Below are 16,602 nucleotides of genomic sequence, written 5' to 3' on the forward strand. Positions count from 1 at the left end.
TAACATAATGTTTTTCTATGTCCTATTTAGTGTAGCCAGATCAAATAAACCTACTGTACCACTTAACCACTTTATTGCATTATTAATATTATTAAACATTAAATACTTTTATTTTTATAGAATTCTATTTGTTTATAAATTAAAATAGTTATACATGCTTCAAAATTTGGACATGCTAACAATTTTAAATTTTCTAATCTAAAATCTTTTTTTGTTCAATTGCAAATAAAAAATCAGTTATTACATCTGTATGGTGTTCATCTTTTTTCAATTGATTTACTGCATTTATATAATCATCTTGTGTAATTTCTTCTAGTTTTGATATTTTCATATTAGAACTCCTTTTATATTAAATTAATTATCAGTTCTCAAATAAATCAGGTATAAGATAGCTAGACAACTTACTATTTAATTTAAATCTTAATTTCCCTCTAGGACTATCTGTTTGTAAATAATCTTCTTCTAGTAACTCTTTTACAATAGCTATAGCCTTAGGAGCACTTACACCTAAGATTTCTTGAGCATCGCCTCTAGTTACTTCTCCATGAACCAATAAATACTCTAAGAGTTTATTTGAGTTTTTTGGTAGAGGTTTGACATTATGAATTAATTTTTTTTGTGATAGTTCAACATAAGCTTTTATTTTTGTTGCCATAGAATCTAATTTTAAATATTCACTCATAAATAATACTTGATCTAATGCAATATCTAACATAAATTCTAAAAAGTTTTCAAGTCCTTTTAATGTTAATGGTCCTCTTCCATCATTATATCCACTAAACTTTTCATCTGCTAATGATAAAAACTTTCTATACTCTTTTTGATTTCTAGCAAGCCCTCTTGATATATTCCATAGTCCATAACCTTGGATATCGCAATGATACATTAAGTAATCTAAATAAAGTCTAGATACTCTTCCATTTCCATCATAAAATGGATGTATATATGTTAATCTATGATGGGAGCACAAAGCATAGATTAGTTTCATTGTATGTGTAGAGTTTTTAGATTGATTATATAACATCTCAAATTCATTGAAACAAGCTATTAATTCATCACTTTGAGGTGGAATATGTTCTCCAACTTGAACATAACCTTCTCTTAGTTTACCAGGTATCATTTCTACTTCTAACTCACCATTTTTAATATTTAGTGCATATTTCATCTCTTCTTTACTATAAAATTCTTTATGAATCTCTAGTATTTTTTCTAATGAATATGGTTTAGTTGAGATATCTAGTGTTGTTTCTAAAAATTTTTGTACTTCAATATGTACCAATGACAGTTGTTGCATACTTTTCTTTTTAGTATCTTTAGAAAATTCATTTTTCATTGCACGTTCAATATCAATAGGATGTGTACCTTCTGATTCAATTTTATTTGAGTAATAAGAGTTTATAGTCCGTAAATTTTCTTTTATTGCATTAATTATATGAATATTTAAATTTCCTGTTAACTTAGCACTCTCAATTATAATACGTTCCGCTTTATTAAGTATCTCTTGTTTTAAAGGATAATGTTCAGTTTGTGGTATAATTGGAGTTGTGTACATTCGTAACCTTTTTATAGAAAAAGTATAGATTATATATACTTTTTTTTAAATTCTTTTTTAAATCTTTTAATAGATTAAATATACCATAAAATAGATATTTATAACACTATTTTTTTAAATTATATTATAAAGTTTTTAAATTCTTTTTTAAATAAAGGAAATTGATACTTATTTATCAGTTTTAAACTAATTTAATATTATCCAACCAATCAGCATACCACTGTATCAATTCTCTTTTCTCTTCAAAATACTTAAATTTTGATTCTCTATTATAAGCCCTTCTTACAGCATTTCTATCTTTATGAGCTAAACAAGCTTCTATAACATCACTATTAAATCCATGAGATTTCATATTATCATGACATACAGTTGAAAACATACTTCTAAAGCCATGAAATGTATGTTTATCTTTATAACCTAATTTGTTAAGTGTATCAGATAAAGTTGCACCAGCAACACCCCTATCATTTTTATAAGGAGAAGGAAAAACAAATTCACTTCTATTTTTAGAGTAAATTTCAACATTTTTAAGTATTTGAATTGCTTGTGTAGGTAAAGGGAAAATAAAATCATTATTAGTTGATACTTTCATATTCTTTTTAGAAATAGTCCATATACCTTTTTCTAAATCTAATTCTTTCCATCTCATTAATCTAATATTTGCACTTCTTACAAATACATACGGTACTATTTTCAATATCAATGCAGTACTAATATCAGTTTTAAATTTTTTTTGAATAGTACTAATATCTTTTAAAAGCTCTTTTATTTCATTTGGTTCTGTAATTGCAGGTAGATGATTTTCACTGTTTTTAACCAAAATAGATGACTTATCTATATCACCAATTATATTACGTTCAACATACTCATTAGTAACTGCAAATTTAAATATTTTATCTAGTAATGAAAATAGTCTATGAGCTGTTTCAATGTTACCTTTTTTTTGTACAACCTGTAAAGCAGAGATAATATCAACTCTTTTAATATCTTTTAGTGCAAAATCACCTAAAGTAGAAGTTACATTTTTTAGTATTCTTTCATTTTGTGTTACAGTAGCAGGACTACTATTTAACTTTCTTAAATCAAGCCATTTTGATACAATAAAGTTTAAGTTAATACCCTCTTCTAGCTTTTGACTATTTTTATATGTTATAGGGTTAATATTCTTTAAAAGTTGTTCTTTTGCTCTTTCCCTAGATTCTCGTGCTTCTTTTAAAGAAACAAGAGGATAAGTACCAAAAGACATTGATTTTCTTTTACCACCATAAGAAAAATCAAATCTCCACATTTTGTTTCCACTTTTTCTAACAAGTAAAAAAAGTCCATTTCCATCAGATAACTTGTATTCTTTATCTTTTGGCTTAGCTTTTCTAATTTCTGTATCAGTTAGTGGTTTTACGGTAGCTGGCATTTTTTACGGTACTCCATATTAAAAATCAATTTTATACCGTAAAATATACCGTATAAAAGCTGAAATTTGTTTGAAAAAATATGAAAAAATATGAAGTAATATGAAATATATAAGATAGACAAAGCCCCATTTTAAAGGGGCTATATGATTTTAAATGAAGTTATTTGTTAAGTAATTTAACTGGCACGATTTGGAATTCTTCCATATTCCAAACACCATTTGTTACATATGGCTCATTATCTAACCAGTCATTTAATTCATCTTCTGTTTCAAAATCTACAAATAAAGTTGAACCTACCATTTGTTCTTCTTCAATTAATGCACCAGCATTGATAATTTTACCCTCAGCCATTAGTTTTTTTGCACCTTCAACATGAGCTTCTCTAACAGCTAATCTTTTTTCTAAAGCATTATCATTATCATATGCGATTATTAAATATTGCATTTTTTTCCTTTTTAATTTTTAGAAATTATATCATAAATAAATAATATTAAAAAACAGTTAGACAACTATTTGATATTCATCAAAATAGTAGCCTTGAACATAATCACAATCTAAAGTTTTAACTAGATTATAATCAGCTTGTGTTTCTACTCCTTCTATAATACTTAATTGGCCATTTAATCTAATTGTTTTTAATATACCTTTTAAATAGTGTAAATAGTTTCTATTACACTCTATTTGTCTTAAAAAAGATTTATCAATCTTTATATATTTACTTCCATTCATCATATAAAATGAAAACATAGAACCATCTTGCCCAAAATCATCAAGTGCAGTATCTATTTGCTTGGAATTAAGCCAAAGAGAAAAGTTTCTCATTATATTTGCACTTGTTTCATCATCACTACCATTTTCAGTAATTTCAACTACGATATTATCTTTTAGTTCATTTAAAAAAAGTTCCCAATAAGATTGCTGTTCATTCGAGACACAAATATCAGCATCAAAATTTAAAAATAACTTTTTTTTCTTAGGGAAATTTTTTATTTGTAATAATTTATTTCTTTTTTCAAGTTCAAAAAATAATTTATTATTATGGTGTAAATGTCTAAAAATTTCTTCAGTAGAAATTAGATTATTATCAATTTCAAATTTTGACAAAGCCTCATAGGCAAAGATTTTTTGTGTTTTTATATTAATTATGGGTTCATATTTTGTAAAATATTTCGCATTTAAAATTAAGTGTTTAAACTCTATATTATTCATAAATAATAATATAACAAAAAACTACTTAATATTTTATGATAATTAGTATCAATATTAAAAATAATCGGAAGCAAATAGAAAAGTTATAGGATAAGCAACTGCATTAAAATATCTAAGCATAGGAGTGATTTTAATATTTGGCATAATCTCTTCAAAATATGCACCTTGATTTAGTTTTTGCATAAGTGAAAGTTTAAAAGCAATATCAAAAAATTTAATTCCAACAATACTTAACATTAAAAAATTATAATTATGTAAATATACAGTTAAAAAAATAGAGTAAATAAATCCAGTATTTAATAAGAAATATAAAAATAGGCTTTTATTAAAAACCATCAAATTGTTAGATAATAAACCATAAAGAGTTTCAGCTTTTTGCCAGTTTGATTCAAAAAGCTCAATAGCAATAAAAATAAAAAACAGAATTAATATTGTATCCATAGGTAAAAATAAGTAAGGAATTCCTTACTTATTTTTTATCTCCATAAGAGAATTTTACTCTTTTGTTTTTATATAGACCAGTTCCAACAGGAATTGTTCTACCAATAACAACATTTTCTTTTAAGTCTTCTAACATATCCATTTTTGCAGAAATTGCGGCTTCTGTTAGAACTTTTGTTGTCTCTTGGAATGATGCAGCTGAGATAATAGAGTCAGATGTTACAGCAGCTCTTGTAATACCTAATAATAAAGGTTCTGCAATAGCTGGTTCTCCACCAAGTTTAATAATTCTAGTATTTTCAGCTTGAAATCTTTTCTTAGAAACCATATCACCAATGATGAATTTTGTATCTCCACCATCTAAAATAGATACCTGTCTTAACATTTGAGATAAAATAACCTCAATATGTTTATCAGCAATATTTACCCCTTGAGATCTATATACTTGCTGTACTTCAGATACAATAAATGAGTGAAGTGCTTTTTCACCTAAAATTCTTAATATATCATGAGATGAGATTTGTCCATCAGTTAATGCTTCACCAGCATGAACGAACTCACCTTCGTGTACTAAAATTTGTTTAGATTTTTCAACTAAATACTCAACTTTAGCACCATTTTCATCTGTAATTAAGATTCTTTGTTTATTTCTTAATGGTTTTCCAAAAGAAACAATTCCATCAAATGAAGCTAAGATTGCAATATTTTTTGGTCTTCTTGCTTCAAATAATTCAGATACTCTTGGAAGACCTCCAGTAATATCTTTTGATTTTTGAGTAGCTTTAGGAGTTTTACCTAATACATCTGCTACTTCAACTTTTTGTCCTTCATTTACGTTTAATGAAGTTTTTGGATCCAATGTATATCTAATTAACTCTTTTTTATCAGTAGCTAATACGATAGCTGGTTTATATCCAGCTGGGATATACTCACTAACAACAAGTTTTGAAGTTCCTGTTAGTTCATCATATTGCTCAGAAACTGTTACACCAGGAATAATATCTTCAAATGTAACTGTACCTGCTTTTTCAGCAATTGTTGGGTTTGCATATGGATCCCACTCAGCAATTACTACTTGCTCAGAAGTTTTTGGAACTGCAATTAAAGAATCTTTTTCAACAGCAACATTGTCATCTAATTGAACAATAGATCCTCTTGCAATATAGTGTCTTAATGCTTCTCTATCGTCTGCATCAACAATAACTGCAAAAAGTCCTTTTTCATTTACTTCGTCACCAGATTTAATATCATGTCTTCTTTCTAAATAGTCACCAGTTAATTTATAATATTTAACTACACCTTTTGCATTTGATACAATTTTAGATGTAATTGGCGCACCATCTTCAACTTTTAATAAAGATGCATAAGGGATTCTGTTTGGTACATTCCATCCATCTTTAATCATCTCAACAATAGATTCATTTACATCTACTTCATCACCATCTGAGTATGGAAGATATAATTTACCATCAATTTTTCCAGAAACACCTGCTAATTCATTTGCTTTAGCAACATCATTCTTTCTTAAATAGTATTTTTTCTCTTCTTTTCCATTTGAGATTGTTAAAACTGTCTCTTCGTGGATAGTATCAACTGTTACTCTACCTTTAAATGGAGCATTGATTTTTGGTTCAACTAATAAAATACCAGCATTTCTTCTGTTAGCAACAATGTTTTTACCATTTTTATCAACATACTTTTTAATGTTATAGTATCTAATGAAACCTTCTTTATCTACTCTTAACTCTCTTTCTGTTTGAGTTGCACTTGCAGTTCCCCCAACGTGGAAAGTTCTAAGTGTCAGCTGAGTTCCTGGTTCCCCAATAGATTGAGCAGCAAGTACCCCAACAGCTTCACCTGGATTTGCTTTTCTTTGCTCACCTAGGTTTAGACCATAACATTTTGAACATAAACCATTTTCTTCTTTACAAGTTAATGGAGTTCTAATAACTACTGATTTAACTTCCGCATCTGCAACAACTTTTGCATCTTCTTCAGTAATTAGAGTCCCTTCTGTAAATAAAATCTCATTTGAGATAGGGTCAATAATATCTTCAGCAATTACTCTTCCTGTAATTCTCTCTTCTAAACTTTCAATTAACTCATTACCAGAAGATAAATCTGTAATTTCAATACCCTCATGAGTTCCACAATCCTCATTTGTAATTCTTACATTTTGTGAAACATCGATAAGCTTTCTTGTTAAATACCCTGCATTGGCAGTTTTTAAAGCTGTATCGGCAAGACCTTTTCTAGCTCCGTGAGTAGAAATAAAGTACTCAAGAACGTTTAGACCTTCTCTAAAGTTTGAAATAATTGGTGTCTCAATAATAGAACCATCTGGTTTTGCCATAAGACCCCTCATACCTGCTAGCTGTCTAATTTGAGCAGCAGAACCCCTAGCTCCTGAGTCAGCCATCATGTAAATTGAGTTAAATCCATCTTTATCAGATTGGATCATTTCCATCATCTCAGAACCAAGAGTATTATTAATCTCTGTCCAAATATCAATAATTTTATTATATCTTTCTTGCTCAGTTAATAAACCTTGCGAGAATTGTTTTTGAACTTCAATAACTTCTTTTTTAGATTTAGCTACGTGCTCAGTTTTTGCTTCTGGTACTCTAATATCATCAATAGATACAGAAATTCCAGCTTCTGTTGCATATCTAAAACCTAAGTTTTTAAGGTTATCTAAAAATCTTGGAGTTACACTATATCCACCATGTTTATAAATATAATCAACTAATGTTCCAATATCTTTTTTCTTTAATCTTTTATTCCATAATGTATCAGGAACAAATGATGGTAAAATTTCTTTAATAATAAGTCTTCCAATTGTTGTATGGATAACTTTATTATCTACTTTTGTTCTAATTTTTGCATGTAAATCAACTTTACCCATCTCTAATGCAGCTTTTGCTTCATTAACATCAGTAATAAGTTTATGCTCTCCTTTTACACCATCTTTTTCTAATGATAGGTAATAAATACCTAAAATCATATCTTGTGATGGAACTGCAATAGCTCTACCTGATGCAGGTAAAAGAATATTCATAGAAGACATCATTAAAATTTTAGCTTCTGCAACTGCTTCTTGAGATAAAGGCACGTGAACAGCCATTTGGTCACCATCGAAGTCGGCGTTAAACGCAGCACAAACAAGTGGGTGTAACTGAATAGCTTTACCATCAATTAATACAGGGTGGAACCCTTGAATTGAAAGTTTGTGAAGAGTTGGTGCTCTGTTTAATAATATAGGATATTCATTTACAATTTCCGATAAACATTCCCAAACTTCATTTGTTTCACTCTCAATTAATCTCTTTGCAGATTTTAAAGTTGTTGCATAACCTTTTTCTTCTAACTTAGCCATTAAATGTGGTTTAAATAATTCTAAAGCCATTTTCTTTGGAATACCACATTGATCCATATTTAAACTTGGACCTACAACAATAACTGATCTTCCAGAGAAATCAACCCTTTTACCAAGTAAGTTTTGTCTAAATCTTCCTTGCTTACCTTTGATAATTTCAGATAAAGATTTTAAAGGTCTTTTATTTGCACCTTTAACCGCATTAGCTGTTTTACCATTATCAAATAAAGCATCAACTGCTTCTTGAAGCATTCTTTTTTCATTTCTAATAATAATTTCAGGTGCATCAAGTTCTGTTAATCTTTTTAATCTGTTATTTCTATTAATAACTCTTCTATATAAATCATTAACATCTGAAACAGCAAATTTACCACCTTCTAAAGATACAAGTGGTCTTAAATCTGGTGGAAGAACTGGTAATTTAGTTAACATCATCCATTCAGGTCTATTTCCAGAGTTAATAAAGTTTTCTACTACTTTTAATCTTTTAACAATAGTTTTTCTTTTTGCTTCAGATTTAGTATTTTGCATTTCATCTTTTAAAGATTGTAAAAGCTCAAATAAATCTAAATTTTCTAATAAATCTCTAACTATATCCCCACCCATATTTGCTCTAAATCCAGTGTGGTCAAATAAATCAGAAATTGTTCTATATTGTTCTTCATTTAAAATATCATATTTTAAAACTTTTTTAGTTTTTTCATTATCATAATAAGCTTCACCTGGTTCACTTACTATATATGCTTCATAATATAATACTCTTTCTAAATCTTTTAGTTTTACACCTAATAAAGTACCAATTCTTGTAGGAAGAGAAGATACCATCCAAATGTGTGCAACTGGAGATACAAGGTCAATATGACCCATTCTGTGTCTTCTAACTTTTGCAGATGTTACTTCAACACCACATTTTTCACAAACAACACCTTTATATCTCATTTTTTTGTATTTACCACAAAGACACTCGTAATCTTTTATTGGTCCAAAAATTTTAGCACAAAAAAGACCATCTCTTTCTGGTTTTAAAGTTCTATAGTTAATTGTTTCTGGTTTTTTAACTTCACCACAAGACCAAGAAAGAATCTTCTCTGGACTTGCTAATCTTAATTGAAACGCAGAAAAATCTTGTGGTCTTTCTAACTCTTTTATTTCGATAGGTTCTAATACTTTTTCGTTATTACTCATTCTCTTCTACCTCGTCAAAAATATCAACGTCTAATCCTAAAGCTTTTAACTCTTTAGTTAATACGAAGAACGTTTCAGGAACACCTGATTTTGGAACATTTTCACCGTTTGCAATAGCTCTATATGCTTTTGTTCTACCTTCAACATCATCCGATTTTGTAGTAAGCATCTCTTTAAGAACTGAAGTTGCACCATAAGCTTCTAGTGCCCAAACCTCCATTTCTCCGAATCTTTGTCCACCAAATAGTGCTTTACCTCCAACTGGTTGTTGTGTTACTAATGAGTAAGGTCCAGTAGATCTTGCGTGTACTTTTTCATCAACTAAGTGGTGAAGTTTAAGCATATACATATAACCTACATTAACTCTCTCTTTCATTTTATTACCAGTTTTTCCATCATAAAGTGTAGATTTACCATCGCTATCAATTTTTGCTAATTCAAATAGTCTTTCAAACTCTTCACCTTTAACACCATCAAATACTTGAGTAGCAAATCTTACACCTTTTGCCCAATCTTGTGCATAAGATACTAAATCTTCATCACTTAAAGTTTCAATAAATTCTTTTGCTTTCATTAGTTTTGCAACTGAAGCAATTTCAGTCATCTTATTTCTAAGGTCATTAATAAAGTCTTCTCTTTTTGCTTCAAAAATACCTTGGATTTGATTACCTAATCTTTTACCAACTAATCCTAAGTGTACTTCTAGAATTTGTCCAATATTCATCCTTGAAGGAACCCCTAGTGGGTTAAGAATAACATCAACTGTTGTTCCATCTTCTAAATATGGCATATCAACTTGAGGAACTATGTTAGAAACGATACCTTTGTTACCGTGTCTTCCGGCCATTTTATCCCCAACTTTGATTTTTCTTTTTGTAGCAATATAAACTTTTACTTGTTTAATAACACCACTTGCTAAAATATCATCGTGCTCAAGAACTTGAAGTTTTTCTTCATGCTCTTCTCTTAAAATAGATTTTTGTTTAATAAAGTGTTCTTTAATATTATTATATTCATCTTGAACTGCTTTACTATAAGAAGCAACTACTTTTTTCATAGCAAATCTATTTACATTTGCTAAAGCATCTAAAGGAATACTTTCACCTTTTTTAAATACTGTTCCTTCTACATCTACATCTTTTTCTAATGCTGCTTTAGATAATAAATTGTTGATTTTTAAAATCTCTTCTCTATCTAACATTAGTAATTTATCATGATGCTTAACATCTAATTCATTTTTCTCAGATTCAATTTCAGCTATTGCTCTTTCGTCTTTTTCATATCCTTTTTTAGTGAATACTTTAACATCAACTACAATACCTTCCATTGATGTTGGACAATATAATGATTTATTAATAACATGCCCAGCTTTTTCCCCAAAGATTGCTCTTAAAAGTCTTTCTTCAGGAGTTGGTTTAATCTCACCTTTTGGTGTTACTTTTCCAACTAAAATCATTCCAGGTTTTACATAAGTACCAATTTTAACGATACCTGATGCATCTAAATGAGAAATTGACTCTTCTTTTACACCTGGTAAATCTCTAGTAATTTCTTCATTTCCATGTTTTAATTCTCTACATTCAACTTCTTTTTCATAAATATGAACAGAAGTAAAAGCATCTTCTTCAATTAATCTTTGAGATAATACAATTGCATCCTCGTAGTTATATCCATTCCATGGCATAAATGCAACCATTGCATTAACACCTACTGCTAACTCACCTTTATCCATAGATGGACCATCAGCAATAACTTGTCCTTTTTCAACTACATCACCAGCTTTAACTGCAACTCTTTGACCAAATGAAGTATTATTATTTGTTCTTACATTTTTATTTATTTCATAGTGATCAATGAAAGCACCGTTTTCATCTTCACCTCTAATATAAATATTTTTAGCATCTGCTTTTTCTACAACTCCACCTCTTGAAGCTTTAATTGCTTCCCAAGCATCTCTTGCAACTGTTTTTTCTAAACCAGTTCCAACGATTGGAGCATTAGGTCTTAATAGTGGAACAGCTTGTCTCATCATGTTTGAACCCATTAATGCCCTGTTGGCATCATCGTGTTCTAAGAATGGAATTAATGAAGCAGCAACTCCCATAACCATTTGAGAAGAAATATCAATATAATCTACTTTATTTTTTTCAATAAGTAGGATTTCTCCATCTTGTCTTGCTTCAATTAAAGGCTCAATAATTTTTCCATTATCATCAACTTTTGTTGAACCAGGAGCAATTACAAGTCCTTCTTCTAATGTTGCAGTCATATAAACGATTTCGTTAGTTACAACACCCTCTTTTACTTTTTTATAAGGAGCTTCAATAAATCCTAATTCATTTACTTTTGCAAATGTAGATAAAGTATTAATAAGACCAATATTTTGACCCTCTGGAGTTTCAACAGGACAGATTCTTCCATAGTGTGTTGGGTGAACGTCCCTTACTTCAAATCCAGCTCTTTCTTTTACTAAACCACCCTCACCTAATGCAGAAAGTCTTCTTTTATGAGTAACTTCTGATAATGGGTTAGTTTGATCCATAAACTGAGATAATTGCCCAGATGTAAAGAATTCAGTAATTGTTGATGTAATCATTTTAGAGTTAACTAAATCATGTGGCATTAAATCTTCTAATGTTCCACTTAATGTAGTCATTTTATCTCTAATAGCTTTTTGCATTTTAATAAGTCCAGAGTGTAACTCATTTGCTAAAAGCTCACCAATTGCTCTAATTCTTCTATTACCTAAGTGATCCCTATCATCAATATGTCCATGACCAGATTTAACTTTTACAAGGTATTGAACAGTTTTAATAATATCTTCATATGTTAATACTGTAACATACTCAGGAACACAAACACCTAATTTATGGTTCATTTTCATTCTTCCAACTTTTGTTAAGTCGTATCTCTCTGGATCAAAGAATAATTTTTTAACGAACTCTTTTGCTGCTTCTTTAGTTACAGGCTCACCTGGTCTCATAACTTTATAAATTCTAATTGCTGATAAATCATTTTCATCATCAATTTGTTCTGTTTGTTTTAATAATTTTAAAGATTCAGCATCAGCTTTAAATGCATTAATAATAGAATCATCAACACCAGCAGCTAAATCGTTTGCAATATCAAAAGAATCAAAACCTAAATCTAAAAGTTTTTTTAATTTTAATTCATCTAAATTTGTAAGTGCATCAAATAATACTTCTCCTGATTCTGGATCAAAAATAGCATTAGCTGTTGATCTATCCATTAATAATTCAACTGGATATTCAACTAAGTCAAGACCACCATCAACTAAAGCTTTTGCTTTTCTAGCTGTTAGCCTTTTCCCTGCACCTAAGATTAAGTTACCTTTATCATCTTTTAAATCAAAATCTAATCTTCCAGCATAATCATCTGCATTAAATTTTGTTAAGAATTTATTATTTTTAATCTTAATATTAATAATTGGGTAGAATAATTTAATAATATCTTCTTTAGAGTAACCTAATGCTCTAAATAAAATAGTAACAGGAACTTTTCTTCTTTTATTAATTCTTACATATAATACATCTTTTGCATCATACTCAAAATATAACCAAGAACCTCTATCTGGAATAATTTGACCAGTATAGATTAGTTTATTACCTGCTGTATTAGCCTCTTCTTCTTTGAAGATAACACCTGGAGATCTATGTAACTGATTTACAACAACTCTCTCAACACCATTAACAATAAATGATGTTCTATCTGTCATAAGCGGTATTTCTCTGATAAATAAAGATTGCTCTTTCATATCTTTAACACCGATTTTTTCACCAGTTTTTTCGTCAAGTTCCCATAATGTTAATCTAATATTGATTTTTAAAGGAATTGAATAAGTTAGACCTCTAACCATAGACTCTCTAACATCATATTTAGGTTTTCCTACTTCACTTCCTAAATATTCTAAAGTTATTCTGTTTTGAGCATCATGAATAGGGAAAACTGATTTAAAGACTTTTTCTATACCAGCTTCTGTTCTTTCATCTTTGCCAATCATTAGAAAGTTATCATAAGAGCTTTGTTGTAATTGTAGTAGATTTGGAATTTCAATTTGTTGTGGATTTTTTGCAAAATCAACTCTAAGTCTATTACCAGATTTTAAAGAGTTTAACATTGTCGACCTTAATAAATTTGGTTTAGTATTTTAGCTTTTTTTATAAAGCGCAAAAAGCATCCCTAAAGGATAAGGTTAAAATTCTTTGAAAATTCTAAACTTAGCCCTCAGTGATGCTAATCTTCTGTAAGGTAGGAAGTTCTACCTTACATACAGTAAATTTAAAAGAGAAATTATTTAATTTCTACTTTTGCTCCAGCAGCTTCTAATTGAGCTTTTGCAGCTTCTGCATCTTCTTTAGATACACCCTCTTTAATTGTAGATGGAGTTTCTTCAGCAGCAGCTTTTGCTTCTTTTAATCCAAGACCAGTTAAAGCTCTGATCTCTTTAATAACATTGATTTTTTTGTCACCTGAATCAACGATAACTACGTCAAATTCAGTTTTTTCTTCAGCAGCATCAGCAGTAGCAACTGCAGCACCAGCTACAGCAACTGGTTGAGCAGATACTCCAAATTTTTCTTCAAATTCTTTTACTAATTCAGATAATTCTAATACAGATAAACCTGAGATGTATTCTAATACGTCTTCTTTAGAAATTGCCATTTCATTTTCCTTATAATATTTTTTTTATTTATTATTTAATTATATAATGCTTAAAATTAAGCAGCCTCTTCTTCTTTTTTTCTTCTAAGAGCATCAAGACCAATAGTAAAGTTTCTAACAGGTCCCATCCATACAGATGCAAGCATTCCAAGAAGTTCTTCTCTAGATGGTAATTTAGCAAATGCATTAACTCTTGCAAGATCAGCAATTTGACCTTCAATGATACCAGATTTAATTGCAAATTTTTCTTTATTTGCTTCAGCAAATTTATCAGCAACTTTACAAGCAGAGATTTGATCTTCTGACCATAAGAAAATGTTAGTTCCACTTAACTCAACATCTCCTAACTCAGCATTTTTAACTGCAACTGTTACTAATGTATTTTTTGCAACTTGAACTTTAGTATTGTTAGCTTTTGCTTCTTTTCTTAATCTTTCTAACTCTTTATGAGTAAGTCCTTTATAATCACATACTACTATAGCTAATGATTGTTTAAACTCAGAAGTTAAGAAATCAACTACTTCAGCTTTTTGTTGTTTAGTCATTTTTTATTCCTCCTTCCAAAACATGAAACTTAAGCAGGTCTTACAAAAAACGGAGGTGTTTTTTACCGGCTGTCTTCAGTTTTATATCAGTGTTTTGATAACACTCAATAATATTGAAAACTTCAACACTATTGAATGTTATGGTTAAATAAGGAGTTTATCCTTATTTAACATCCATTAATTCTACTGTGTCTAATCTAATTGATGGAGACATAGTTAATGATACTGCTGCATTTGTAATATATTTACCTTTAGCAGTAGAAGGTTTTGCTTTATTAATTGCTGCAACGAAAGCTCTAATGTTTTCGTTAATTGCTTCACCAGAGAAAGAAACTTTTCCAACTGCTGCTTGCATATTACCTTTTTTATCAACTCTATATGTAACTTGACCACCTTTAGCATCATTAACTGCTTTAGTTACGTCCATTGTTACTGTTCCAGTTTTTGGATTTGGCATTAAACCTTTTGGTCCTAAGATTCTACCAACTTTTCCTACAATTCCCATGCAATCAGGAGTTGCAATTAAAACATCAAAGTTGATATTACCAGCTTGAATATCAGCTGCTAAATCATCATTTCCAACAATATCTGCACCAGCTGCTTTTGCTTCATCCATTTTAGTTCCCTTAGCAAAAACTGCAACTCTAACAGTTTTACCAGTACCATTTGGAAGAACAACTGCACCTCTAATCATATGGTCAGCATGTCTTGGATCTACATTTAGGTTTAATGCAATTTCAACACTTTCGTCAAATTTTGCAGACTTTAACTCTTTTAAGTGATTACAAGCTTCTGCTAAAGAGTAGCTTCTATCTTCAATTTTTTCTAATAATGCTTTATATCTTTTTGAAACTTTTGCCATTTTATTCTCCGCAATTTTTTTATTTGCTACCGCCTATTTATAGTCTGGTGGTGAGACTTATAAAACACGAATTATGCTTCTACGTCAATACCCATAGATCTAGCAGAACCAGCAACAATTTTTGCAGCTTGCTCTTTATCATCTGTATTTAAGTCAGCTATTTTCATATCAACTATTTCTAAAACTTGTTCTTTAGTTAATTTTCCAACTTTGTTTTTAAGTGGATTATCTGAACCTTTTTTAACTCCAGAGATTTTTTTAATTAAATCTGTCATTGGTGGTTGTTTTAATTCAAATGTAAAACTTTTATCTGTATAAACAGTAATTTCTACAGGGATTGTGTATCCTGCTTTATCTTTTGTTTTTTCATTAAATGCTTTACAAAATTCCATAATATTAACACCTCTTTGACCAAGAGCAGGTCCTACTGGAGGTGATGGATTTGCAGCACCAGCTGGTATTTGAAGTTTAAGTTTACCTTGTACTTTTTTAGCCATCTAAAATTCCTTTTCTAAATTTAATAATAATGTATAGGCATTAGGCAATAAAACTACAGTGAGAAGCAAGTTTATATTGCCTAATGCCTATAGATAATGTTATATTACTCTTTCTACTTGCGTATAAGAGATTTCAACTGGAGTATTTCTTCCAAAAATAGAAACATTCAGTTTTAAAATACCTGCAGTCATATCAAAATCTTCAACAATTCCGTTGAAGTTTGCAAATGGACCTTCATTAATTCTAACCATTTCACCTTCATCAAATGAAACTTTTGGTTTAGCAGCTGATCTATTATTAACTTTTTCTAAAATTAAATTAATATCTTTTTCTGCTAATGGAGTTGGTTTTTTTGATTCACCAATAAATCTTCCAACTTTTGGCATTGATTGAATTCTATGCCATAATGCTGTATCTAAATCAATTTTAGCAAAAGCATATGCTGGATATAAAGGTCTTTCAACAATTACTTTTTTGCTTTTTTTAATTTCAATTAAATCTTCTGTTGGAACTAGAACCTCTGCTATTCTATCATTACCCATCTCTTCAGCTAATTTTTCTAAAGCTTTTTTTACAGTTAATTCACTTCCAGAGTGAGTTTGAATTGCATACCATTTATGTGCCATTATTAAATCCTTAATTCATTACAGAAGATAAGCTTAATGACATTACTGCATCAATTAATGCTAAAAATAAAGTAATTACTGTTACCACAATAAACACTGATAAATAAGCTGATCTGATTTGTTCTTTTATAGGAAAAATAACTTTAAATAGTTCTTCTTTAGCGTTTTTATAATAAGTTTTGAATTTATTCACAAGTGACTCCAGTATTTATT

14 protein-coding genes are annotated in these 16,602 nt (G+C 29.4%); all 14 read right to left on the minus strand.

Annotated elements, in window-relative coordinates; genetic code table 11:
• Positions 1–193 precede the first annotated feature (193 nt).
• The 14 genes from AMYT_RS14985 to secE all read right to left on the minus strand — a co-directional run bounded on the left by AMYT_RS14985 (position 194) and on the right by secE (position 16,582).
• The gene (locus AMYT_RS14985) at positions 194–331 is read right to left on the minus strand and encodes a hypothetical protein (protein WP_162919504.1); all 138 of its coding nucleotides are present in this window, start codon (positions 329–331) and stop codon (positions 194–196) included.
• A 30-nt stretch (positions 332–361) separates the two neighbouring features.
• On the minus strand, positions 362–1,552 hold the full coding sequence (locus tag AMYT_RS11385; RefSeq protein WP_114842651.1) for a Fic family protein: 1,191 nt from the start codon (positions 1,550–1,552) through the stop codon (positions 362–364).
• Between the two features lie 181 nt (positions 1,553–1,733).
• A complete protein-coding gene (locus AMYT_RS11390; protein ID WP_114842652.1) occupies positions 1,734–2,963 on the minus strand; it encodes a tyrosine-type recombinase/integrase in 1,230 nt (409 codons plus the stop codon).
• A gap of 160 nt (positions 2,964–3,123) precedes the next feature.
• Positions 3,124–3,408, minus strand: a complete 285-nt coding sequence (locus tag AMYT_RS11395) for a YciI family protein (protein ID WP_114842653.1) — start codon at positions 3,406–3,408, stop codon at positions 3,124–3,126.
• 57 nt (positions 3,409–3,465) lie between these two features.
• Complete coding sequence (locus AMYT_RS11400) at positions 3,466–4,173, minus strand: EAL domain-containing protein (protein ID WP_114842654.1); 708 nt, start codon at positions 4,171–4,173, stop codon at positions 3,466–3,468.
• Positions 4,174–4,227: 54 nt separating this feature from the next.
• A complete protein-coding gene (locus AMYT_RS11405) occupies positions 4,228–4,614 on the minus strand; it encodes a hypothetical protein (RefSeq protein ID WP_114842655.1) in 387 nt (128 codons plus the stop codon).
• Between the two features lie 28 nt (positions 4,615–4,642).
• Positions 4,643–9,175 (minus strand): DNA-directed RNA polymerase subunit beta', encoded by a 4,533-nt coding sequence (gene rpoC / locus AMYT_RS11410; RefSeq protein WP_114842656.1) that lies wholly within the window; start codon positions 9,173–9,175, stop codon positions 4,643–4,645.
• Positions 9,168–13,313 (minus strand): DNA-directed RNA polymerase subunit beta, encoded by a 4,146-nt coding sequence (gene rpoB / locus AMYT_RS11415; RefSeq protein WP_114842657.1) that lies wholly within the window; start codon positions 13,311–13,313, stop codon positions 9,168–9,170. The genes rpoC and rpoB overlap by 8 nt, the downstream gene beginning before the upstream one ends.
• A gap of 173 nt (positions 13,314–13,486) precedes the next feature.
• Positions 13,487–13,858: a 50S ribosomal protein L7/L12 gene (gene rplL, locus AMYT_RS11420; RefSeq protein ID WP_114842658.1), complete on the minus strand. Its 372-nt coding sequence runs from the start codon at positions 13,856–13,858 to the stop codon at positions 13,487–13,489.
• A gap of 56 nt (positions 13,859–13,914) precedes the next feature.
• Complete coding sequence (gene rplJ, locus AMYT_RS11425) at positions 13,915–14,403, minus strand: 50S ribosomal protein L10 (protein ID WP_114842659.1); 489 nt, start codon at positions 14,401–14,403, stop codon at positions 13,915–13,917.
• Positions 14,404–14,566: 163 nt separating this feature from the next.
• Positions 14,567–15,265 carry a 50S ribosomal protein L1 gene (rplA, locus tag AMYT_RS11430; RefSeq protein ID WP_114842660.1) on the minus strand — a complete coding sequence of 233 codons (699 nt, stop codon included), beginning with the start codon at positions 15,263–15,265 and terminating at the stop codon, positions 14,567–14,569.
• Between the two features lie 71 nt (positions 15,266–15,336).
• Positions 15,337–15,762 carry a 50S ribosomal protein L11 gene (gene rplK / locus AMYT_RS11435; RefSeq protein WP_114842661.1) on the minus strand — a complete coding sequence of 142 codons (426 nt, stop codon included), beginning with the start codon at positions 15,760–15,762 and terminating at the stop codon, positions 15,337–15,339.
• Positions 15,763–15,861: 99 nt separating this feature from the next.
• On the minus strand, positions 15,862–16,392 hold the full coding sequence (gene nusG, locus AMYT_RS11440) for a transcription termination/antitermination protein NusG (protein WP_228197923.1): 531 nt from the start codon (positions 16,390–16,392) through the stop codon (positions 15,862–15,864).
• Positions 16,393–16,399: 7 nt separating this feature from the next.
• Positions 16,400–16,582 carry a preprotein translocase subunit SecE gene (gene secE / locus AMYT_RS11445; protein WP_114842663.1) on the minus strand — a complete coding sequence of 61 codons (183 nt, stop codon included), beginning with the start codon at positions 16,580–16,582 and terminating at the stop codon, positions 16,400–16,402.
• Positions 16,583–16,602 lie beyond the last annotated feature (20 nt).

Source organism: Malaciobacter mytili LMG 24559, assembly GCF_003346775.1.
GTDB lineage: Bacteria > Campylobacterota > Campylobacteria > Campylobacterales > Arcobacteraceae > Malaciobacter > Malaciobacter mytili.

Coding starts and splice junctions, on each gene's coding strand:
- rplA (WP_114842660.1), bottom strand. CDS start 15,265: ATGGCAAAAGTTTCAAAAAGATATAAAGCATTATTAGAAAAAATTGAA.
- AMYT_RS11390 (WP_114842652.1), bottom strand. CDS start 2,963: ATGCCAGCTACCGTAAAACCACTAACTGATACAGAAATTAGAAAAGCT.
- rpoC (WP_114842656.1), bottom strand. CDS start 9,175: ATGAGTAATAACGAAAAAGTATTAGAACCTATCGAAATAAAAGAGTTA.
- AMYT_RS11395 (WP_114842653.1), bottom strand. CDS start 3,408: ATGCAATATTTAATAATCGCATATGATAATGATAATGCTTTAGAAAAA.
- AMYT_RS11385 (WP_114842651.1), bottom strand. CDS start 1,552: ATGTACACAACTCCAATTATACCACAAACTGAACATTATCCTTTAAAA.
- rplL (WP_114842658.1), bottom strand. CDS start 13,858: ATGGCAATTTCTAAAGAAGACGTATTAGAATACATCTCAGGTTTATCT.
- AMYT_RS11405 (WP_114842655.1), bottom strand. CDS start 4,614: ATGGATACAATATTAATTCTGTTTTTTATTTTTATTGCTATTGAGCTT.
- AMYT_RS11400 (WP_114842654.1), bottom strand. CDS start 4,173: ATGAATAATATAGAGTTTAAACACTTAATTTTAAATGCGAAATATTTT.
- rplK (WP_114842661.1), bottom strand. CDS start 15,762: ATGGCTAAAAAAGTACAAGGTAAACTTAAACTTCAAATACCAGCTGGT.
- rpoB (WP_114842657.1), bottom strand. CDS start 13,313: ATGTTAAACTCTTTAAAATCTGGTAATAGACTTAGAGTTGATTTTGCA.
- AMYT_RS14985 (WP_162919504.1), bottom strand. CDS start 331: ATGAAAATATCAAAACTAGAAGAAATTACACAAGATGATTATATAAAT.
- rplJ (WP_114842659.1), bottom strand. CDS start 14,403: ATGACTAAACAACAAAAAGCTGAAGTAGTTGATTTCTTAACTTCTGAG.